This window comes from Georgenia sp. SYP-B2076 (assembly GCF_003991205.1).
Lineage (GTDB): Bacteria > Actinomycetota > Actinomycetes > Actinomycetales > Actinomycetaceae > Georgenia.
Genome location: NZ_RXOZ01000011.1, coordinates 1 through 18,932 on the forward strand (window position 1 = coordinate 1; position 18,932 = coordinate 18,932).

An 18,932-nucleotide genomic window follows, 5' to 3' on the forward strand; every position below is an offset into this window, starting at 1 on the left:
TTTCCACCACCCACGGGTGGGAAGGCCCCCAGCAGACCACTGGGTTGATAGGCCGGACGTGGAAGCGAGGACTAACGACTCGTGAAGCTGACCGGTACTAATTGGCCGACAACTTGCCACACACCACCAAGGTGGTAGGCATCAAAGAAAAGCTGCGTCCACTGTACGGTTCCCGAGATACGCCCCACACCCCTTCAAGAAGGGTTGGGCCGATATCTCCACAGAGTTACGGCGGTCATAGCGAGGGGGAAACGCCCGGTCCCATTCCGAACCCGGAAGCTAAGCCCCTCAGCGCCGATGGTACTGCACGGGAGACTGTGTGGGAGAGTAGGACACCGCCGAACACCCATCAACAGAAAGGCCCCCACCACCGGTGGGGGCCTTTCTGCATTCCCGGAACCCAAAACCCCCGAGCGGCGCCGACACACGACCGCCCGGCGGCGTCAAGACCCGACCGCCCCGCCCGTCAGAACTTGACCGCTCGGCGTGGTTAGGACTTGACCGCTCGGCGTTCTTAAGAGTTGGCTGGTCGGCTCCTCAACGCGGCGAGGGCGGGGGAGGCGTCGATGCCGTCCTGCTCGGCCACGAGCGCGAGCAGGGACTCCACCTCCTCGGCGCAGGCCGGGCAGCCGGCCACGTGGGCGCGCATCTCCGGGAACGCCGCGGTGCCGGGCTGGCTGAGAATCGCCTCGACGAAGTGGTCCATGCCGGCGAAGCAGTCCTCGCACGAGAGCCACGGTTCAGTGTCGAGGGTAAGGAGGCGAGCCGTCTCAGGGCTGAGCTGGCGGTGTGTCGCGGTCATCGCGCGCCGGTCCTGTTCTGCGTCGGGGAGAGGAAGCCGTCTGCGGCCAGGCGGGTCCTGAGCCTGCCGCGGGCGTCGTGCAGCGTCTTGTACAGAGCGCCGCGGGTGGTGCCCAGGCGGTCCGCGAGGACATCGATCGGGATGCCGTCGACGAGCAGAGCGACGGCGACGCGCCGCTGGTGAGCGGTGAGGACGTCATTCATGGCGGCGCGGATCGCGCGGGCGAGCTCGCGCGCCTCGGTGAGTTCGGCCGGCCCCGGGCCGGGATCGGCCCACCGGTCGGCGTCTTCCAGGCGGACGTCGCGATGCGCCCACGCGCGGCGGCGCATCTCGCTCGCGGCCTCGAGGATCGCGAACTTGTACGCCCAGGTCGTGAACCGGCTGCGCCCCTCGAAGGTGTCGAGCTTCGTCAGCAGGGCCGTGAGCGCCCCGTCAGCCGCGGCGGTGGCGATCTCGCCGAGGGCGTCACCGTTCGCGTCCGGGAGCATGGCGCGCATGCGCCGGACCTGGTGCCACGCGGCCCGGACCATGAGGGCGTGCAGCTGCCTGAGTGCGTCGTCCCGGGCGGCGCCGCGCAGGCGCAGCGCCTGGACCCAGTCGTCACCCGTGTGGGGACCGGTGTGTTCCGGGCCTTCCAACCCGAGCACGACGGCGTCTGCCTCACCGGGACCCGCGGCCCTCACCGCACCGGGACCCGGTAAGGATTCCGTCTCCGCCGACGCAAACCTTGGTGTCATGCCGCAGCGCCCCAGCCTCTCCCGGACCGCAGATCACAAAGGACAACTGAGATGAACCGTAGCCTTGCTCTCCCGAGGAAGCACCTGGTCACGACGGTCGGGCTGTTCCTCCTCGCAGTCCTCGTCGCCCTGGGCGCCTGGGGGTTGCCCCGCCTGAGCGCCGACGCCGCATCCCAGGCCCAGGATCTGCAGGTGTCGGCCCATGGCCACGGGCATGGCCACGGCCATGCGACCGTCCCGCGGACGGCCTCCCAGGTGGCCTTCCACGACCAGATGCGGAAGCTGTGGGAGGACCACGTCACGTGGACGCGGCTCGCGATCGTCACGTTCGCCGACGGCTCGCCGGCGTTCCCGGCGACCGCAGAACGGCTCCTACAGAACCAGGCTGACATCGGGGACGCGATCAAGCCGTACTACGGCACTGAGGCGGGCGACCAGCTCACTGCTCTCCTGCACGACCACATCACCATCGCGGTCGAGATCCTCCAGGCCGCCAAGGCGGGGGACACCGCCGGTCTCGCCGACGCCCGTGCGCGCTGGTCCGCCAACGGGGACGAGATCGGGAACTTCCTCGGGACGGCGAACCCTCGCTACTGGCCAGCCGCGGACATGCGAGCGTCGATGGCTACGCACCTCGAGCAGACCTTTGCGGAGGCGGCCGACGAGCTTGCCGGTAACTATCCCGCCAGTGTCACCGACTATGAGGCGGCGCATCTGCACATGCTGGACATGGCCGACACGCTCAGCAGCGGGATCATCGCGCAGTTCCCCAAGCAGTTCCGCTGATTCACGACCGCACGACGCACCTCCGTCCGGCCGGTCGCCACGGCGACCGGCCGGACCGACGCGTCCTCACCGCCGGTCCCCGGCCGCCGAAGTTCGCCGGTTTCCGGCAGTCGCCCGGCCCCGATCGGCCGGTATGCGCCCCACCGCCCGCCTCCGCCGTCGGCGCGGACGATCTTGAGCGGTTGTGTCGATGCCGGGTCAGCCCGATCGACGTACGGGTACGACCGCGTCCCGACCACGAGACGCCCTGACCCGAGGAGCACCGATGAGGAAGCTCGTGATGGCGGCGTTCGTCTCCCTGGACGGCATCGCGCAGGCGCCCGGCGGACCGGAGGAGGACCCCGAAGGGGGCTTCCAATACGGCGGCTGGCAGTTCCCGTTCGCGGACGACGAGCTGGGTGAGGTCACCGACAGATTGTTCGCTCGCACCGGGGCGTTCCTGCTCGGTCGCCGGACCTACGACATCTTCGCGGCGTACTGGCCCCAGGTCACCGACCCGAACGACCCGACCGCCTCGGCGCTCAACGCGCTGCCGAAGTACGTCGTCTCGACAACCCTCACGGACCCGGAGTGGCACAACACCACGGTGATCAGCGAAGACGTGCCCGGTGCCATCCGCGCGCTGAAGGAGGAGGACGGTGGGGACATCCTCATCTGGGGCAGCACCCAGCTGCTGCCCACCCTGCTGGCCCACGACCTCGTCGACGAGCTCGTCGTGGGCATCTACCCGGTGGTGCTCGGGCACGGTAAGCGGCTGTTCGCCGAGGGGACGTCGGCCCGCACGCTGCGACTGACGGACTCCACCCGGACCAGCTCCGGCGCGTTCTTCAACACCTACGAGCCCGTCGGTGACGTCAAGGTCGGCACGTTCGGCGTCGACGACGCGGGCGCCCAGACGGCGACGGCCGCGGACGCTCAAACCTGACGCACCGGGCGCCTCACCCCGACGGGTCGCCGTCCGGAGGGTGCCGCGGGCGGCCGTCCGGAGTGGGCCGACGGCGGTCTACCGGACGGCTCGGCATCGCCCGTCCCCGGGGGCGGGCGCAGTCGTCGCCGCGTAGCGTCGCCCCCGTGGACCCGGTCTCGGCGCTCAAGCGCGTGGCGTTCCTGCTCGAGCGCGAGCTCGCCGAGCCGCACCGGGTCAAGGCGTTCCGCAAGGCCGCCTGGCGGCTGGAGGCGCTGCCGGAGGGCGAGCTCGACCAGCGGATCGCCGCGGGCACGCTGGCCAAGCTGCCCGACGTGGGGCCCAGGACCGCCGCGGTCGCCACCGAGGCAGCGAACGGGCGGACGCCCGAGTACCTCGCCGAGATCGAGGCCCGCGCGGCGTTCCCGCTGGCGGGCGGCGGCGAGTCCGTCCGGGACTGGCTCCGGGGCGACCTCCACTCGCACTCGGACTGGTCCGACGGCGGCAGCCCGATCCGGGAGATGGCCGAGGCGGCCATCGATGCCGGTCACGACTACCTCGCCCTGACCGACCACTCGCCCAGCCTCACCGTCGCCCGCGGGCTGACGGCCGCCAGGCTGCGCACCCAGCTGGGCGTCGTCGCCGACCTCAACACCGAGCTCGCCCCGTTCCGCCTCCTCACCGGCATCGAGGTCGACATCCTCGAGGACGGTGAGCTGGACCAGGAGGACGACCTGCTCGCGGAGCTCGACGTCGTCGTCGCGTCCGTCCACTCCAAGCTGCGGATGGACGCGGCCACGATGACGCGGCGGATGGCCCGCGCGGTCGCGAACCCCCGTGTCGACGTCCTCGGGCACTGCACGGGCCGCCTCGTGACCGGCGGTCGCGGCACCCGGCCGGAGTCCCAGTTCGACGCCGAGCTCGTCTTCGAGGCGTGCCGGCGGTTCGACGTCGCGGTCGAGATCAACTCGAGGCCAGAGCGGCGCGACCCGCCGACGCGCCTGCTCGCGCTGGCGGACGAGATGGGCTGCCGGTTCTCCATCGACACCGACGCGCACGCGCCGGGCCAGCTCGACTTCCTGGACTACGGCTGCGCCCGCGCGCAGGCCCGGGGGCTGAGCCGGGAGCGGATCGTCAACGCCATGGACGTGGACGAGCTGCTGGCGTGGACGCGGTCCGGGTGACGCCCCGCCAGTGTCTTTCCGGCTGCCCCACGACCTCCGCGAGTAAGGCGGGTCTCCGCCGGTTTCTCGCCCACCAGAATTTCGGCCGAACCGTGGCTCTGCAACGACGGGCAGGACTAAGGTCCCAGGCCAATACGTGTCACGCACCGGAGGCAACCGTCATGGCATTCAAGGGTCCCCGCCGTATCAGGCCGTTCGTGCGCACCCGTGCGCAACGCGGGTGGGGGCTCCTAGGCGTAAGCATGCTCCTGACCTTCCTCCTCGCGGCCTCGGGCGTGGTGATTCCGTTGCTCGCCGCCGTGCTCGCAACCGCCATGGCGGTCGGGCTGCTGCTCGGCATCGCGCCGATGCTCACCGGGGCGCCCGCCGGTGCCGGGCCCGCCCGGCCTGTGTTCCTCGGACGGGTCCCGGCCTCGTGGGAGTACTACGAGACGTTCGGAAGGTAGGCGCCGACCCGGCCCGACGTCCTGCCCGTCAGGGCGTGCCGGTCAGGTTGCGCCCGTCACGTCGGGGTCGCCCGGTGCGCCGGCGGCACCGTGATGATGGGCAGGTCGCCGTCGGTCTCGATCGCGTCACCGCCCCCGTTGCGGCTGTGGTAGCCGGCGGAGAAGTCGCGGACCAGGTGCACCGTCGCGTCCGCCGAGGTCAGCGCGGACACGACGACGTCGCGCTCCTCGTCAGTGTTCTCGGCGATCTTGTGCGTGATCTGGAACGTGAACAGGGACAGGCCGACCTTGCGGTCGAAGGTGGCGGCGCCGACGAGGTCGACCTCGAAGCCCCCGGGCAGCTTCCACCCCGGCGGGCAGGCCCAGAACCGGGCGTGGTGCCGCTGCGCGGGACTGCCCTTCACCTCCTTCTCGAACGCCAGGGTCTGCTTACCACCGAAGAGGAAGAGCGGGCTGACCGGGGCCGCCGGGTAGCTGCGGCGGAACACCGACGCCACCGCGATGCGCATCGCGCTGTGGAACGTCACCGGGTCCGCGGCGCTCCACCCCGCCGAGAGCATCGCCGAGGTGAGCGCCTCCGGCGTGCCGATCACCGCGAGGTTGATGGGATCGCCCAGCAGCCCGTCGACGGTGCGGGCACGTCCGATGAAGTAGCTGGGGACGTAGATCCGGGTGAGCAGGCGGTTCAGGCGGGGGAGCAGCACGTAGGCGGCGAGCACCCAGATGACGAGAAACAGCCAGGGCTGGCGGGCGTCGTCGGCCACCTCCGTGACGATGAGGTCGTAGACGGCCCAGCCCACCAGCACCGTCGTGAGCAGGAAGAACAGCCGGTGGAGCACCAGCACGACGGTGGCTGCCACCCGCCGGTACCCGCGCGGAGGGCCCTTCGGCCCGGGACCGCCCGCGCCGGTCGAGCTGACACCCCCGCGCTGACCGCCCATCACCACATCATGACGGCTGGCACCGCGGCCGGCCGAGCGATGGACGCCGCCCGAGGACGACGCCGTTGCGCACCGGCCGGCATCTTCGCCACCCTGGGACCGTGAGCCAGCACGGCGCAGCTCCGGCGGGCGCGCCCCGCGTCCCCGGCCTGGCGAGGCGCCCGCGGTCGGGTCTCCTCGAGCGGGAGACGAGCGAGTTCGACCGCGGGCTGTCCTTCTTCGACGCGATCTACGCGTTCGCGATCACGCTGCTCATCACGAACGTCGACGTCCCGCCGGACGCGACGTGGGAGGACCCGGGCGCGCTGGTCGCCACCGGCGTGCTGCACCAGCTCGGCGGCTTCGTGCTGGGCTTCATCGTGATCGCCCTCTTCTGGCGCGTCAACGTCACGCTCGTCAAGCGCATCACGGCGATGGACCCCGCTACCACCACCGCGAACCTCGTGGCGGCCGCCTTCGTCATCCTCATCCCGTTCACGACCCAGGGCATGAGCGACCCCACGGCGGCCGCGTACGGCCTGCCGACGGCGATCTACGCCGCCAACATCGCGCTCGCGTCCTTGGCGCAGCTCGCCATGTACGAGGTGGCGAGGCGCCGCGGTGTCGAGGTGAGGCCCACGACGCGCCGCGAGAACGTCGCACACGTCCTCGACAGTCTCGCGACGCCGCTGATCTTCCTGGCGTCCATCCCGGTCGCGCTGGCCTGGGGCGGGTACGTCGGGAAGCTCAGCTGGCTCGTCCTGCTCCTCGTCGCACCCCTCGCCGAGCACCTCGCCTGGAGGGGCGTGCCGGCCCCGGGCCCGGCGACAGGCCCACCTGACGCCCTTGACAACCCCACATGACCGGGCTTGGATCAACGCTAGTCAACATTCGTTGTGGGGACGTGCGCGGTCCCTCGGACAAGGGCCCCATGTACGCACCGGAGCGGCATCAGGAAATCCTGCAGACGGCCCGCGCCCAGGGCAGGGTCGACGTCGCGGGCCTGGCCAAGGCGTTCGCCGTCACCACCGAGACCGTCCGGCGCGACCTCACCGCGCTGGAGCGCCGCGGCGTGCTGCGCCGTGTGCACGGCGGGGCGATCCCGGTCGAGCGGCTGAGCGTCGAGCCGGACGTCGCCCGGCGCGAGGGGCACGCCGCCGCGGAGAAGCGGCGCATCGCCCTCGCCGCCCTCGAGGAGGTGCCCGAGGGCGGCTCGCTCATCCTGGACGCCGGCACCACCACGGCCCGCCTGGCCGAGATGCTGCCCACCGATCGCGAGCTCACCGTCGTCACGCACTCCATCCCGATCGCCGCGCTCCTCGTCACGCGGCCCAACATCCACCTCCACCTGCTCGGCGGGTCCGTCCGCCCCCGGACGCTGGCGGCGGTGGGGGACTGGACCATCGCCCAGCTCGCCGACGTCTTCGCAGACGTGGTGTTCATGGGGACCAACGGCATCAGCGTCGAGCGGGGCCTGACCACGCCCGACCGTGCCGAGGCGAGCGTGAAGAAGGCCCTCATCGCCTCCGCCCGCCGCACCGTCGTCCTGGCCGACCACAGCAAGTTCGGCCGGGAGGAGTTCGCGCTCGTCGCCCCGCTCACGGCGGTCGACACGATCATCACCGACGACGGCCTCGACGCCGAGCTGGCGGCCGAGGTGGAGAACGCCGGCCCGCGGGTGGTGCTGGTGTGACCCCCTGGCCGCCGAGAGGTCAAGTACTCGCAGCCGGGCCCACGACGGCCCTGGCCGGCGCGCCGTCGCACCGGCCAGGGCCGCGGGGCGCCATGCCCCACCGGGGCTTGGGTGCGCGCCCCGGGTTACCGGACTAGGGCCGCAGCGGGTCGTCCCGGTCGGCGTCGGTCAGCGACGCGTCGGTGCCCCCTGCGTCGAGGTCGTCGCGCGGCACCAACGGCGTGGTCGTCTCGACGAACGTGCCCCCCGCCGGCACGTCCGGCGTCGCAGGCACATCGGCGACCGGCGTCGTCCCGGCCGGCGTCGCGTTGACCGGGGGCGTGACGACGTCCGACTCCACGACCACCGTCTCTGTCTCCAGCGGCATGCCGGCGACCGGCGTCGCCTCCTCGCTCTCGTCGGACCCGCTCTTCTTGGCCCCGGCGACGGCGGCTGCGGCTCCCGCGGCGGCCAGCCCGACGGCCGCGGCGGCGACCTTGCCCGAGACGCCCGCCTTGCCCTTGTCGCCGCGGGAGGCGGCGGCGTCGTCGACGCCCGGCGTGCCGACGGCGGCCCCCTCGCCCACGGACCCGCGCCACGCGCCGGTGGCGTAGCCCTCGGACTCGATGAACGCCTTGAACCGGTCCAGGTCCTTCTCGGCCTGGTTCTCGACGACGTTGAGCTTGTCGCCGACCTTCTCGACAAGGCCCTCGGGCTCGTACTCCAGGCTCAGGTGCACGGAGGTCTGGCCCCCGCCCACGTCCTCGAACGTCACCGCGCCGGCGTTGGTCGCGCCCTCGGTGGCGGCCCAGGCGACCTTGCGGTCGCGGACCTGCTCGAGGATCTTCGCCTCCCACTGGCGCTTGACCCCGGCGATCTCGGCGACCCACTGCAGACGGTCGTCGCTCAGCTGCGTGACGCTCTTGACGCCGCCCATGAACTGGGGGAAGTCCTCGAACTGTGTCCACTGGTTGTAGGCCGTGCTGACAGGGACGTTCACCAGGATGGACTTCTCGACCTTCGTGGTCATGACAGCTCCTCACGGGATGTGGACGACGAGGCGGAAGACGTCCTCGTCGGTGGCCCTCTCAAGGATGGTTGATGTCGCGTCGATCCGCCTGCGGACGGGGGAAGCCCCTGGTCAGCGTGGGGGCGACGGCGAACGACGGGCAGCCGCTAGGTTGGCCGAGGAGAGCCGTGCACCACGAGCAAGGATGCTGATGCAGACCATCGATTTCCCCCCCGACCACCTCGCGCAGGTCCGCGCCGGCACGAAGACGACGACGGTGCGCTACCGGGAGGACATCGCGCCAGGCCGGGTGACGCTCGTCTTCGTCGGCAAGGAGACCACGTCGAAGGTCGCCGCGACGGTCACCCGGATCCTGCCGGGTCGGCTCAGCGACCTGACCGACGCCGACGCGGAGGCCGCCGGCTTCGCGGACCGCGCGGAGCTGGTGGAGCAGCTCACCACCGTGCACTACCCCGGGATGCCCGAAGACGCCGAGATCGCCGTGGTGCACTTCGAGGTCTGAGGCCGTTCGGCTGCGCGCACGGCCGCCGCCGTCGGATCATGGGAGACACGGCGGCTCACGGCGGAGGGAACGACGACGATGTCGACATTCGAGGGCAAGGTCGCGATCGTCACGGGCGGGGGCTCGGGCCTCGGCGAGGCGATCAGCAAGGAGCTGGCGGCCAAGGGCGCCGGCGTCGTCGTCACGGACATCAACCTGGGTGCGGCCGAGCGGGTGGCCGCAGAGATCGCCGCCGCGGGAGGCACCGCCGACGCGATCGAGCAGGACACCGCCCGGGCGCAGGACTCCGAGAAGGTCGTCCGCCACGCGGTCGACACCTACGGTCATCTGCACCTGGCCGTCAACAACGCCGGCATCGGCGGCCCGCAGGCGCCCGTCGGCGAGACGGACCTGGCGGCGTGGGACAAGGTCATCTCCATCAACCTCTCGGGCGTGCTCTACGGCATGCGCTACCAGATCCCCGAGATGCTGAAGGCCGGCGGAGAGAACTGCGCCATCGTCAACATGTCGTCCATCCACGGCGTGGTGGCCGCCCTCGGCAACGGCGCCTACACCGCCGCGAAGCACGGCGTGATCGGCCTGACGAAGAACGCCGCCGCCGAGTACGGCCCGGAGGGCCTGCGCATCAACGCCGTGGGCCCGGGCTACATCGACACCCCGCTCCTCCAGAGCCTCCCGCCCGAGTTCCTCGGCGCCCTCATGGCCAAGCACCCGCTCGGGCGGCTGGGCACGGCGGAGGAGGTCGCGCACCTGGTCTGCTTCCTCCTCTCCGACGAGGCGTCGTTCATCACCGGCAGCTACCACCTCATCGACGGCGGCTACACCTCGGTGTGAAAAAGGCTCCAATCCCGTCCCCTACTTGTGCCACGATGGTGCCGCCGGGGGGATGGACGAGGAGTCGACGGGCGGGCCGTGAGCACCAACGTGGTAACCGAGCGGGCCAGGCAGGGTGATCCCGCACGCGAGGACGTGCTCCACGCCCAGGGGCTGGTGCGCCGCTACGGCGACCTCACCGCCGTCGACGGTGTCTCCTTCCACATCGCCGCGGGCGAGACCTACGGCCTCCTCGGGCCCAACGGGGCCGGGAAGACCACGACGATCTCGATGGTCGCCGGCCTGGTTCCCGCCGACGCCGGCACGGTCACCGTGGCCGGGTCGCCCATGGGGCCGGGCCAGGTGGACGTCAAGCGCCACATCGGCCTCGTGCCCCAGGACCTGGCGATCTACCCCGAGCTCTCGGCCCGGGAGAACCTCGCGTTCTTCGGCCGGCTCCAGGGCCTGCGGGGCGCCGGCCTGACGCGGCGCGTCGACGAGGTCCTCGACCTCATCGCCCTCGCCGACCGCGCGAAGGACGCCACGAAGGAGTTCTCCGGCGGGATGAAGCGCCGCCTCAACATCGGCATCGGCCTGCTGCACCAGCCCACCCTGCTGATCCTCGACGAGCCGACCGTCGGCGTGGACCCGCAGTCGCGCAACGCGATCCTGGAGTCCGTCGAGGCCCTCTCGGTCGAGGGCATGGCGGTGCTGTACACGACGCACTACATGGAGGAGGCCGAGCGCCTCTGCGACCGCATCGCCATTATCGACTCCGGCCGCATCCAGGCCGAGGGGACCCGCGACGAGCTCATCACGCTCACCGGCGGCGTGGACCACATCCGCCTCGCCGGCTCGGGTGAGACGGCGGCCGCTGCGGCGGCGGTGCGCGCGCTTCCCGCGGTCGAACGGGTCGACGCCGACCGTCACACCCTGGCCCTGACCGTGCGCGACGCGCCCACCGCCGTGGCCGCCATCGTCACCACCGCCACGGCCGCCGGGATGACCCTCAGCGACGTCGAGATCACCCGGCCGGACCTGGAGTCGGTCTTCCTGCACCTGACCGGCAAGGCGCTGCGGGACTGATGATGCGCCAGCTGTGGACCATGACGGCCTCCGACCTGCGCCAACGCGTCCGGGACAGGTCGGTCCTCATCTTCGGCCTCGTCGTGCCGCTGGCGCTGATGGCCGTCTTCAGCCTCACGCTCGGCTCGGACGACCTCGAGCTCCGGCCCGTCACCGTCGCGGCGTCCGCCCCGGCCGACGACGCGCTCGCCTCGGCGCTGGTCGCCGTGCTCGGCGAGGTCGACGGGCTCGACGTCACCGTCCAGGAGGTCGCCGCCGACCAGGCGCGGGAGCGCGCCCGGTCCGGGCAGGCCGAGCTGGCCGTCGTCATCCCCGAGGGATTCAGCGACAAGGTGATGCGCGGCGACGGCGCCGTCGTGGACGTGACGGAGGGCGACGGTGCCGGCATCGAGACCGACATCCTCCTCTCGGTCATGCAGGGGGTGCTGGACCAGTTCTCCGCCGGGGCGGTCACCGCGGCCGCCGGATCGGCGGCGGGCGTCACCGCGGACCGGCTCGGCGCCCTCGCGGAGGAGGCGGCCACCGGCGGCCCGGCCCTCACCCTGACCGAGGGACGCGCCGCCACCGAGCAGCTCGGCGCGACGGCCTCCCTCGTGGCCGGGCAGGCCGGCCTGTTCCTGCTGTTCACGGTCGGCTTCGGGGTCCTCGGGCTGCTGGCCGAGCGCGAGCAGGGCACCCTGGCGCGGCTGCGGTCGATGCCGATGCGGCCCGGGCTGATCGTGGGCGCCAAGGGCCTGGTCAGCTACATCCTCGGCGTGGTCGCCACCGGCGTGCTGCTGACCGTCGGCTCGCTGTTCTTCGACGTCTCGTTCGGTTCGCCCCTCGCGGTCGCCGTGCTCGTGCTGTGCGCCGTGGCGGCCGCGACCTCCCTGATGTTCGTCATCGCCCGGGTGGCCCGCACCGCCGAGCAGGCGGGCATGGTCCAGTCGATCCTCGCGATCACGCTCGGGGTGGCCGGCGGGGCCTTCTTCCCCCTCGCGGCCACCGGCCTGGCCGGCCGGCTGCTGGACCTCAACCCGATCGCCGCCTTCACCCGCGGCCTGGGCATCACCGCGGGTGGCGGCGGGCTCGCCGACATCGGGCCGCCCGTGGTGATCATGCTCGGCTTCGCGGTGGTCGTCCTGGCCCTCTCGCGGCTCGCGCCGGACCGGGGCCGGGACCTGTGAGGGCGGCGCTCGCGATCGCCGGCGTGGAGCTGCGCCGCTTCCTGCGCGACCGTTCCACCATCTTCTTCGTCTTCATCTTCCCGCTGCTCCTCGTCCTGGTGATCGGCGCGCAGTTCGGCGGCGACGGCGGCCAGGGCCGGGTGGCCGTCGCCGGGGCGGACGGCGCCCTGCGCGCCGCCGTCGTGAGCGAGCTCGAGGACGACGGCGTCGCCGTCACCCTCGCGGGCGCCGAGGCCCTGCGCGAGCAGGTGGCCCGCGGCCGCACGGACGTCGGCCTGCTCATCTCCCCGGCCGCGGCGGCCGCGTTCGACGCGGGCGACGACGCCCGGCTGGACGTGGTCCCCGGCGCCCAGCAAGGCGCGAGGGCGACGCTCCAGAGGGTCCAGACCGCCATCGCGCGCATCACCGCGGAACGGGGCCAGCTCGAGGCCCTGACCGGGGCGGGCGTGCCGGAGCCCCGGGCCAGGGCCGCGTTGGCGGACGCCTCGTCCGCGGCGACGCCGCCGAGCCTCGCGGTCACCGACGTCGACCGGGTCGCCCAGGAGCTCTCCGGGCTGGGCCAGTTCGACCTCGGCGCCGCCGGACAGACCCTGCTGTTCGTCTTCCTCTCCTCCCTGACGGGCTCGGCCACCCTCATCCAGGCGCGCCGCCTCGGCGTCATGGCGCGCACGCTGGCCGCCCCGGTCTCCGCCGGGCAGGCCGTCGCCGGGCAGGCGCTGGGGCGGTTCACCATCGCCATGTTCCAGGGCGGCTACATCATGGTCGCCACCGCGGTGCTGTTCGGCGTCAGCTGGGGCAACATCTGGCTGTCGCTGCTGGTGCTCGCCGCCTTCGCCGCCGTCGCCGCCGGCGCCGCGATGGTGATCGGCTCGCTGGTGGACAACGACGGGGCCGCGACCGGCGTCGGTGTCGGCCTCGGTCTCGTGCTCGCGGCCCTCGGTGGGTCGATGCTGCCCCTCGAGCTCTTCCCGGACACCCTGCGCGCCGTCGCCCACGTCACCCCGCACGCCTGGGCCTACGACGCCTTCGCCCAGATCCAGCGCCATGAGGGCGCCCTGGTCGACGTCCTCCCGCAGCTCGGCGTGCTGGCGGCCATGGCCGTGGCGCTCCTGGCGCTCGGCGCGTGGGTGCTCCGCCGCAGCCTCACGCGCGCGTTGTAGCGCCGACGGCACCCGCCGCAGGGCTTCGCCGTGACCGATGTCACAGGGCACCGCTAGGGTGTCCACCATCGGTGTTCCGAGCGAGTGCGTCTCCGATGGAGGAGCCATGAAGCGATCGATGCGCGTACGCCGGGCCGTCGCAGGAGCTCTGGTGGTGGGCCTGGCCCTGGTCGGGTGCAGCACGGGGAACGAGACGCCGACGGCGACCACCGGCAGTGCGGGCGGCAGCACGGGGGGCAGCGCCGGGAAGGCGGACTGCACGGTCGGCATGACGCAGATCAACCAGACCGCCGTCTTCTTCACGCAGATGAACGAGGGCGCGACCCAGGCGGCGAAGGACGCCGGGTGCGACCTCAGCATCGCGAACGCCAACAACGACTCCGCCAAACAGAACAGCGACATCGAGACCTTCGTGTCGCAGGGCGTCACGGGGCTGATCGTCGTCGCGATCGACGTCAACGGCGTCCTGCCCGCCGTCAAGGCGGCCCGTGACAAGGGCATCAAGGTCGTCGCCATCGACGCGAAGCTGGAGGAGGGGAGCGTCGACACGTTCGTCGGGGTCGACAACGCCAAGGCGGGGGAGGCCATCGGCAAGTGGGTGGTCGACAACGGCCTGGCCGCCGGCAAGAGCTACGGGGTGGTCGACGCCAAGAACTCCTTCATCCAGAACCAGCGCGAGGACGCCTTCCGCAAGACGGTCGACGCCGCCGGGGCGACGTACACGCAGAGCGTCAACGGTGACAACGTCCAGGAGAAGGCCGCGGCCGCGGCCCAGAACCTCGTGACGGCACAGCCGAACCTCGACTGGATCTACACCACCGGGGAGCCCGCCACGGTCGGCGCGGCGGCGGCGCTCAAGGGCAACACCGTCACGAAGATCGTCGGCTGGGACCTCACCAAGGAGGTCATCGGCGCGATCGACTCCGGGCTGGCGGTCGCCGTCGTCCAGCAGAACCCGAAGCAGGAGGGCGTGGAGGCGGTCCAGGAGCTGAAGAGCCTGATCGACGGCGGCACGGCGAAGGGCTTCATCGACGTGCCGATCACGATCGTCACGAAGGACAACGTCGAGCCGTTCCGGTCGGTCTTCCCCTGACGGAGGTCGCCGTGGCACAGACCGAGGGCGCCGGCGCGGCGCGCGCACCGGCCTACCGCGTCGAGATGCGCGATATCCGCAAGCGGTTCGGCGCGCTCGACGTCCTGAAGGGAGTCAACCTCGCGGTCGCGCCCGGCGAGGTGATCGGCCTCGTCGGGGACAACGGTGCCGGGAAGTCGACCCTGATGAAGATGCTCGCCGGCGCGGTGCGGCCGGACTCGGGGCGGATCCTCATCGACGGCGAGGAGATGTCGGACTCCGCCCCGCGCGCGGCCCGCCTGCACGGGATCGAGATGGTCTATCAGGACCTGGCGCTGTGCAACGACCTGGACGTCGCCGCCAACCTCTTCCTCGGCCGGGAGATGTACCACCCCGGCAGCCGGCGCCTGGACCACGCCGGCATGCACGCGAGCGCCTCCGAGCACCTCCAGCGGCTCCACATCCGCGTCACCAAGACCCGGCAGGAGGTGGGCACGCTCTCCGGGGGGCAGCGGCAGGCGATCGCGATCGCCCGCGCCGTGACCTTCGACCCCAAGGTGCTCGTGCTCGACGAGCCCACGGCCGCCCTGGCCGCGAAGGAGGTCGAGACGGTCCTCCAGCTCATCGCGGACGTCTCCGCCCGCGGGGTGAGCGTCGTGCTCATCACCCACCGCCTCCAGGACCTCTTCGAGGTGGCGGACCGCTTCGTCGTGCTCTACGAGGGGATCGTGTGGCGGGAGATGCCCCCCGCCGAGACCGACCTCGCCGGCCTCGTCACCGCGATGATGGGCAAGTGATGGCCGCCACCGGCCCGCCCGCCGCCGGCCCGCCGGCCGCCGGCCCGCCCGCCGCCGGCCCGCCCGCCCCCGCGCCCGCCGCGAGCGCCCCGCGCCGGCCGTCCGGGCGCACCGGCGCCGGCGGCGAGTTCCTCACCAACCACTTCGGCGTGGTCTCCATCCTCGTGGTCTTCCTGGCCCTGTTCGTGTTCTTCAGCGTCCGGGCCGACGCGTTCCTGACCCCGGACAACCTGGTGAACGTGCTCCGCCAGATCGCCCCCACGGTGATCGTGGCGATGGCGATGACCTTCGTCATCACGACCGGTGCGATCGACCTCAGCGTCGGCTCCATCGTGGGCCTGACGGCGGCGGTCCTGGCCATCATGGCGCGCACGGGCAACCCGTTGCTCGCCCTCGTCGTCACGCTCGCGATCGGCGCGGGCATCGGCCTGGTCAACGGCGCGCTGACCGCGTACGGCCGGTTGCCGTCCTTCATCGTCACCCTCGCCGCGCTCACGGCCGTGCGCGGCGTCGCCCTGCTGATCACCCAGGGGTACAGCACCCCCATCACGTCCACGGCGCTCCTCCCGCTCGGGCAGGGCACCCTGCTCGGGCTGTACACGCCCACGTGGATCGCCATCGCCGCAATCGCGGGGTGCTGGTACGTCTTCACCCAGACCCGGTTCGGGCGCTACGTCGTCGCCCTGGGCTCCAACGCCGAGTCGCTGCGCCGGTCGGGCGTGAACGTCCGGCGGGTCCAGATGTGGGCCCTCGCGATGAGCGGGCTGTTCGCCGCCGTCGCGGGCGTCGCCACAGCCACCCGCCTGGCCAGCGGCTCCTCGAACTCCGGGACGGGCTTCGAGCTCGAGGTCATCACCGCGGTGGTGCTCGGCGGCACGAGCCTCATGGGCGGCCGGGGCTCCATCATCGGCTCCGCGATCGGCGCGATGACCCTCGGCGTGATCTCCAACGGGCTCGTGCTGCTCCACGTCGACGTCTACTGGGTGCCGATCACCCAGGGCATCATCCTGGTCATCGCCATCATCCTGAACAGCAGGCTGTTCTCCTCCGTCTTCGGCCGGCGCACATGACGGCGGTGATGACGGTCCGCGGGCCGGTCGACAGCTCCGCGCTCGGACCGACCCTGACGCACGAGCACATCTTGGGCGACGTGATGTCCTGGTGGCAGCGCTCCACCTCGCCGGGGCTCGACCCGGACGTCTTCGCCGAGCAGCCGGTCTCCCCGCCGCTGCTCTGGGACCTCAAGCACGACCCGTTCGGGAACAAGGACAACTGCCGCCTCGACGACGTCGACGTCGCCGTCGAGGAGGTCCGGCGGTTCGCCGCACTGGGCGGGTCGACCATCCTGGAGGCCACCGGCCTGGGGATCGGCCGCAACCTCGCCGGACTCCGGGAGGTCAGCGAGCGCACCGGCGTGCACATCGTCGCCGGCACGGGCTTCTACCTCGAGGCCGCCCAGCCGGCGGCGCTCGCCGACCTCGACGAGACCGCCGTCGCCGACCTCATCCTCCGGGACATCGCCGAGGGCGAGGCCGGGATCCGCCCGGGCTTCATCGGCGAGATCGGCGTGGGCCAGGGCTTCACCCCCGCCGAGCAGAAGAGCCTCGCCGCGGCGTGCCTCGCCCAGCGCGAGGCGCTGCTGCCCCTGCAGATCCACCTGCCCGCCTGGTTCCGGCTCGGGGGAGAGGTCCTCGACTTCGTCGAGGCGCGGGGCGTCGAGCCCGCCCACGTGGTGCTGTGCCACATGGGCCCCTCCGGCGACGATCCCGGCTACCAGCAGGACCTCATGCGCCGGGGGGCGTGGGTGCAGTACGACATGATCGGGGCCGAGCTGTTCTACGCCGACCAGAACGCGCAGTGCCCCTCGGACGAGGACAACGCCCGGCACATCGCCCGCCTCGTCGGGGACGGGTGGGGCGACCGGCTGCTCCTGTCCTCCGACGTCTTCCTCAAGAGCCTGCTGCGCCGGTACGGCGGCCCTGGCTACGCCCACATCCTGCAGTACTTCGTCCCCCGCCTGGAGCGGTGGGGGATCGGTCCGGAGACCGTGAACCGCCTCCTCGTCGACAATCCCAGGTCCGTGTTCGAGAGCCTCTAGGAGCAGACATGGCGCGCGTCCTCCTCGCCGGTGAGTCGTGGATCTCCCAGGCGACGCACTTCAAGGGCTTCGACAGCTTCACGAGCGTGACCTTCGAGACCGGGGCCGACGAGTTCATCGCGGCGGCGGGACGGGAGGGGATCCGCGTCGAGCAGATGTACGCCCACGACGTCCCGCAGCGTTTCCCCCGCACAGTGGAGGCCATGGCGCCGTTCGACGTCATCATCCTCTCCGACATCGGGTACAACTCCTTCGTCCTCCCCTCGCAGACGTGGCTCCACGGGCAGGCGTCCGACAACCCCCTCACCGCCCTCTGCGAGTGGGTCCGGGCCGGCGGGGGGCTCATGATGGCCGGCGGGTACCTGAGCTTCCAAGGGTTCCAGGCGCGCGCCAACTTCGCCCGCAGCCCGCTCGCCGACGTCCTGCCGGTCTCGATGCTCGACTGCGACGACCGGGTCGAGGTGCCCCAGGGCGCCGGGCCCGTCGTCACGCTCCCGGACCACGACATCGGCCGGCGCTGGCCCGGCGGCGCCCCGCCGCTGCTCGGCTACAACAAGGTGGAGGCGAAGCCGGGGGCCGACGTCGTCGCCACCGTGAACGGCGACGTGCTCATCGCCACCGCCCAGGTCGGGCAAGGGCGGACGCTGGTGTGGACCTCCGACATCGGCCCGCACTGGTGCCCGGAGGACTTCCTCCGCTGGCCCGGGTTCGACGGCGTCGTCGGGGGCATGCTCCGTTGGCTCGGCGCGACGGAGTGAGGGCCGTGGACCGGCCGATCCCCGTCGTCCTGGACTGCGACCCGGGTCACGACGACGCCATCGCGATCCTCCTGGCCGTGCAGTCGCCGAGGATCGATCTGCGCGCCGTGACGACGACGTTCGGCAACTGCGCCGTCGAGGACGCGACCCGCAACGCGTTGCGGGTGCTCGAGTTGGCGGGCGCCCCGCAGGTGCCCGTCGCCGTCGGCGCCGCGGGCCCGCTCACCGGCGCCGCCGAGCTCGGGAACTACGTCCACGGGCGCAGCGGCCTCGACGGCCCGGACCTGCCCGAACCCGTCACCCGGCCCGTGACCCAGTCGGCGGTCGACCTCATGGGCGAGGTGCTCACCGCCGCGGAGGAGCCGGTCACCCTCGTCGCGACCGGGCCGATCACGAATGTCGCCCGCCTGCTCCAGGGCGCGCCCGGGGTCCGGGACCGGATCCGTGAGGTGATCTTCATGGGCGGGTCGACCGAGCGCGGCAACCACACCCCCACGGCGGAGTTCAACGCCTACAGCGACCCCGAGGCGCTGGAGGTCGTGCTCGAGGCCGGGGTGCGGCCGCGGATGGTTGGCCTTAACCTCACCCACCAGGCCCTGGCCACCGCGGACGTGGTGGACCGCCTGCGCGCCATGGACCACCGCCTCGGCCGGGTCGCGGCGGGGTGGATGGGGTTCTTCGGCTCCTCGTACCGCCAGGTCTGGCAGTTCGACTCGCCACCCGTGCACGACCCGTGCACCCTCGCCGCGCTCATCGACCCGCACCTCGTCCGCTGGCAGGAGGCCTTCGTGGCGGTCGAGACGGCGGGGAGGTGGACCCGGGGCACGACGGTCGTCGACCTCTTCGGCCGCCTCGGCCGGCCCGCGAACGCGGAGGTCGCCATGACCCTGGACGTGCGCGGGTACTGGGAGCTGGTGCTGGGCAGCATCGACGCCCTCGGCAGGCAGGAGCGGCCGGGGGAGGCGAGCGCCTGAGCTCAGGCCAGGTCGACAGCTCAGG

At 72.1% G+C, this 18,932-nt stretch carries 21 protein-coding genes and 2 rRNA genes; 19 read left to right on the forward strand and 4 right to left on the reverse strand.

Annotated elements, in window-relative coordinates:
- Positions 1 to 121, forward strand: a 23S ribosomal RNA gene (locus tag EJK16_RS04850); the annotation flags it as partial.
- 106 nt (positions 122 to 227) lie between these two features.
- A 5S ribosomal RNA gene (gene rrf, locus EJK16_RS04855) occupies positions 228 to 344 on the forward strand.
- Positions 345 to 514: 170 nt separating this feature from the next.
- On the opposite strand, the gene EJK16_RS04860 is transcribed toward rrf, so the two are convergent.
- On the reverse strand, positions 515 to 802 hold the full coding sequence (locus EJK16_RS04860; RefSeq protein ID WP_205739600.1) for a hypothetical protein: 288 nt from the start codon (positions 800 to 802) through the stop codon (positions 515 to 517).
- Complete coding sequence (locus tag EJK16_RS04865; RefSeq protein ID WP_240645781.1) at positions 799 to 1,449, reverse strand: RNA polymerase sigma factor; 651 nt, start codon at positions 1,447 to 1,449, stop codon at positions 799 to 801. The genes EJK16_RS04860 and EJK16_RS04865 overlap by 4 nt, the downstream gene beginning before the upstream one ends.
- Positions 1,450 to 1,590: 141 nt before the next feature.
- Between EJK16_RS04865 and EJK16_RS04870 the strand changes: the two genes are divergently transcribed.
- The 4 genes from EJK16_RS04870 to EJK16_RS04885 all read left to right on the forward strand — a co-directional run bounded on the left by EJK16_RS04870 (position 1,591) and on the right by EJK16_RS04885 (position 4,859).
- On the forward strand, positions 1,591 to 2,325 hold the full coding sequence (locus EJK16_RS04870) for a hypothetical protein (RefSeq protein WP_127126932.1): 735 nt from the start codon (positions 1,591 to 1,593) through the stop codon (positions 2,323 to 2,325).
- Positions 2,326 to 2,590: 265 nt separating this feature from the next.
- Positions 2,591 to 3,250 carry a dihydrofolate reductase family protein gene (locus tag EJK16_RS04875; RefSeq protein WP_127126934.1) on the forward strand — a complete coding sequence of 220 codons (660 nt, stop codon included), beginning with the start codon at positions 2,591 to 2,593 and terminating at the stop codon, positions 3,248 to 3,250.
- Between the two features lie 146 nt (positions 3,251 to 3,396).
- Positions 3,397 to 4,413 (forward strand): PHP domain-containing protein, encoded by a 1,017-nt coding sequence (locus EJK16_RS04880; protein ID WP_127126936.1) that lies wholly within the window; start codon positions 3,397 to 3,399, stop codon positions 4,411 to 4,413.
- Positions 4,414 to 4,655: 242 nt separating this feature from the next.
- Positions 4,656 to 4,859 carry a hypothetical protein gene (locus EJK16_RS04885; protein WP_127126938.1) on the forward strand — a complete coding sequence of 68 codons (204 nt, stop codon included), beginning with the start codon at positions 4,656 to 4,658 and terminating at the stop codon, positions 4,857 to 4,859.
- 56 nt (positions 4,860 to 4,915) lie between these two features.
- Here EJK16_RS04885 and EJK16_RS04890 read toward each other — a convergent pair whose 3' ends face one another.
- A complete protein-coding gene (locus tag EJK16_RS04890) occupies positions 4,916 to 5,719 on the reverse strand; it encodes an LssY C-terminal domain-containing protein (protein WP_370275948.1) in 804 nt (267 codons plus the stop codon).
- Positions 5,720 to 5,901: 182 nt separating this feature from the next.
- Between EJK16_RS04890 and EJK16_RS04895 the strand changes: the two genes are divergently transcribed.
- Together EJK16_RS04895 and EJK16_RS04900 are read left to right on the forward strand one after the other, a co-directional pair.
- Entirely contained in the window at positions 5,902 to 6,642 is a 741-nt protein-coding gene (locus EJK16_RS04895) for a TMEM175 family protein (RefSeq protein ID WP_205739601.1), read from the forward strand.
- Between the two features lie 68 nt (positions 6,643 to 6,710).
- Positions 6,711 to 7,472: a DeoR/GlpR family DNA-binding transcription regulator gene (locus EJK16_RS04900; protein WP_127126942.1), complete on the forward strand. Its 762-nt coding sequence runs from the start codon at positions 6,711 to 6,713 to the stop codon at positions 7,470 to 7,472.
- Between the two features lie 133 nt (positions 7,473 to 7,605).
- Here EJK16_RS04900 and EJK16_RS04905 read toward each other — a convergent pair whose 3' ends face one another.
- Entirely contained in the window at positions 7,606 to 8,481 is an 876-nt protein-coding gene (locus tag EJK16_RS04905) for an SRPBCC family protein (protein WP_240645782.1), read from the reverse strand.
- Between the two features lie 190 nt (positions 8,482 to 8,671).
- Between EJK16_RS04905 and EJK16_RS19470 the strand changes: the two genes are divergently transcribed.
- The 11 genes from EJK16_RS19470 (at position 8,672) to EJK16_RS04960 (ending at position 18,907) form a co-directional block, all read left to right on the forward strand.
- The gene (locus EJK16_RS19470) at positions 8,672 to 8,983 is read left to right on the forward strand and encodes an ASCH domain-containing protein (RefSeq protein ID WP_164737198.1); all 312 of its coding nucleotides are present in this window, start codon (positions 8,672 to 8,674) and stop codon (positions 8,981 to 8,983) included.
- 78 nt (positions 8,984 to 9,061) lie between these two features.
- Complete coding sequence (locus EJK16_RS04915; RefSeq protein ID WP_127126946.1) at positions 9,062 to 9,817, forward strand: SDR family NAD(P)-dependent oxidoreductase; 756 nt, start codon at positions 9,062 to 9,064, stop codon at positions 9,815 to 9,817.
- A 78-nt stretch (positions 9,818 to 9,895) separates the two neighbouring features.
- Positions 9,896 to 10,882 (forward strand): ABC transporter ATP-binding protein, encoded by a 987-nt coding sequence (locus EJK16_RS04920; protein WP_240645783.1) that lies wholly within the window; start codon positions 9,896 to 9,898, stop codon positions 10,880 to 10,882.
- Complete coding sequence (locus EJK16_RS04925) at positions 10,882 to 12,048, forward strand: ABC transporter permease (RefSeq protein WP_240645784.1); 1,167 nt, start codon at positions 10,882 to 10,884, stop codon at positions 12,046 to 12,048. Before EJK16_RS04920 ends, EJK16_RS04925 begins: the two co-directional genes overlap by 1 nt.
- Positions 12,045 to 13,208 (forward strand): ABC transporter permease, encoded by a 1,164-nt coding sequence (locus EJK16_RS04930; protein ID WP_127126948.1) that lies wholly within the window; start codon positions 12,045 to 12,047, stop codon positions 13,206 to 13,208. Before EJK16_RS04925 ends, EJK16_RS04930 begins: the two co-directional genes overlap by 4 nt.
- A gap of 106 nt (positions 13,209 to 13,314) precedes the next feature.
- Positions 13,315 to 14,301, forward strand: coding sequence for a substrate-binding domain-containing protein (locus EJK16_RS04935; RefSeq protein WP_127126950.1), 987 nt, complete (start codon positions 13,315 to 13,317; stop codon positions 14,299 to 14,301).
- 11 nt (positions 14,302 to 14,312) lie between these two features.
- Positions 14,313 to 15,077: an ATP-binding cassette domain-containing protein gene (locus tag EJK16_RS04940; protein WP_205739602.1), complete on the forward strand. Its 765-nt coding sequence runs from the start codon at positions 14,313 to 14,315 to the stop codon at positions 15,075 to 15,077.
- Complete coding sequence (locus EJK16_RS04945) at positions 15,077 to 16,147, forward strand: ABC transporter permease (protein WP_127126952.1); 1,071 nt, start codon at positions 15,077 to 15,079, stop codon at positions 16,145 to 16,147. The genes EJK16_RS04940 and EJK16_RS04945 overlap by 1 nt, the downstream gene beginning before the upstream one ends.
- 8 nt (positions 16,148 to 16,155) lie before the next feature.
- The gene (locus EJK16_RS04950; protein WP_127126955.1) at positions 16,156 to 17,175 is read left to right on the forward strand and encodes a phosphotriesterase; all 1,020 of its coding nucleotides are present in this window, start codon (positions 16,156 to 16,158) and stop codon (positions 17,173 to 17,175) included.
- A gap of 8 nt (positions 17,176 to 17,183) precedes the next feature.
- Positions 17,184 to 17,933, forward strand: coding sequence for a glutamine amidotransferase (locus tag EJK16_RS04955; protein ID WP_127126957.1), 750 nt, complete (start codon positions 17,184 to 17,186; stop codon positions 17,931 to 17,933).
- Between the two features lie 5 nt (positions 17,934 to 17,938).
- The gene (locus EJK16_RS04960) at positions 17,939 to 18,907 is read left to right on the forward strand and encodes a nucleoside hydrolase (protein WP_127126959.1); all 969 of its coding nucleotides are present in this window, start codon (positions 17,939 to 17,941) and stop codon (positions 18,905 to 18,907) included.
- The last annotated feature ends 25 nt before the right edge of the window (positions 18,908 to 18,932 follow it).

Coding starts and splice junctions, on each gene's coding strand:
- EJK16_RS19470 (WP_164737198.1), top strand. CDS start 8,672: ATGCAGACCATCGATTTCCCCCCCGACCACCTCGCGCAGGTCCGCGCC.
- EJK16_RS04925 (WP_240645784.1), top strand. CDS start 10,882: ATGATGCGCCAGCTGTGGACCATGACGGCCTCCGACCTGCGCCAACGC.
- EJK16_RS04900 (WP_127126942.1), top strand. CDS start 6,711: ATGTACGCACCGGAGCGGCATCAGGAAATCCTGCAGACGGCCCGCGCC.
- EJK16_RS04875 (WP_127126934.1), top strand. CDS start 2,591: ATGAGGAAGCTCGTGATGGCGGCGTTCGTCTCCCTGGACGGCATCGCG.
- EJK16_RS04935 (WP_127126950.1), top strand. CDS start 13,315: ATGAAGCGATCGATGCGCGTACGCCGGGCCGTCGCAGGAGCTCTGGTG.
- EJK16_RS04870 (WP_127126932.1), top strand. CDS start 1,591: ATGAACCGTAGCCTTGCTCTCCCGAGGAAGCACCTGGTCACGACGGTC.
- EJK16_RS04905 (WP_240645782.1), bottom strand. CDS start 8,481: ATGACCACGAAGGTCGAGAAGTCCATCCTGGTGAACGTCCCTGTCAGC.
- EJK16_RS04860 (WP_205739600.1), bottom strand. CDS start 802: ATGACCGCGACACACCGCCAGCTCAGCCCTGAGACGGCTCGCCTCCTT.
- EJK16_RS04945 (WP_127126952.1), top strand. CDS start 15,077: ATGGCCGCCACCGGCCCGCCCGCCGCCGGCCCGCCGGCCGCCGGCCCG.
- EJK16_RS04950 (WP_127126955.1), top strand. CDS start 16,156: ATGACGGTCCGCGGGCCGGTCGACAGCTCCGCGCTCGGACCGACCCTG.
- EJK16_RS04915 (WP_127126946.1), top strand. CDS start 9,062: ATGTCGACATTCGAGGGCAAGGTCGCGATCGTCACGGGCGGGGGCTCG.
- EJK16_RS04885 (WP_127126938.1), top strand. CDS start 4,656: ATGCTCCTGACCTTCCTCCTCGCGGCCTCGGGCGTGGTGATTCCGTTG.
- EJK16_RS04955 (WP_127126957.1), top strand. CDS start 17,184: ATGGCGCGCGTCCTCCTCGCCGGTGAGTCGTGGATCTCCCAGGCGACG.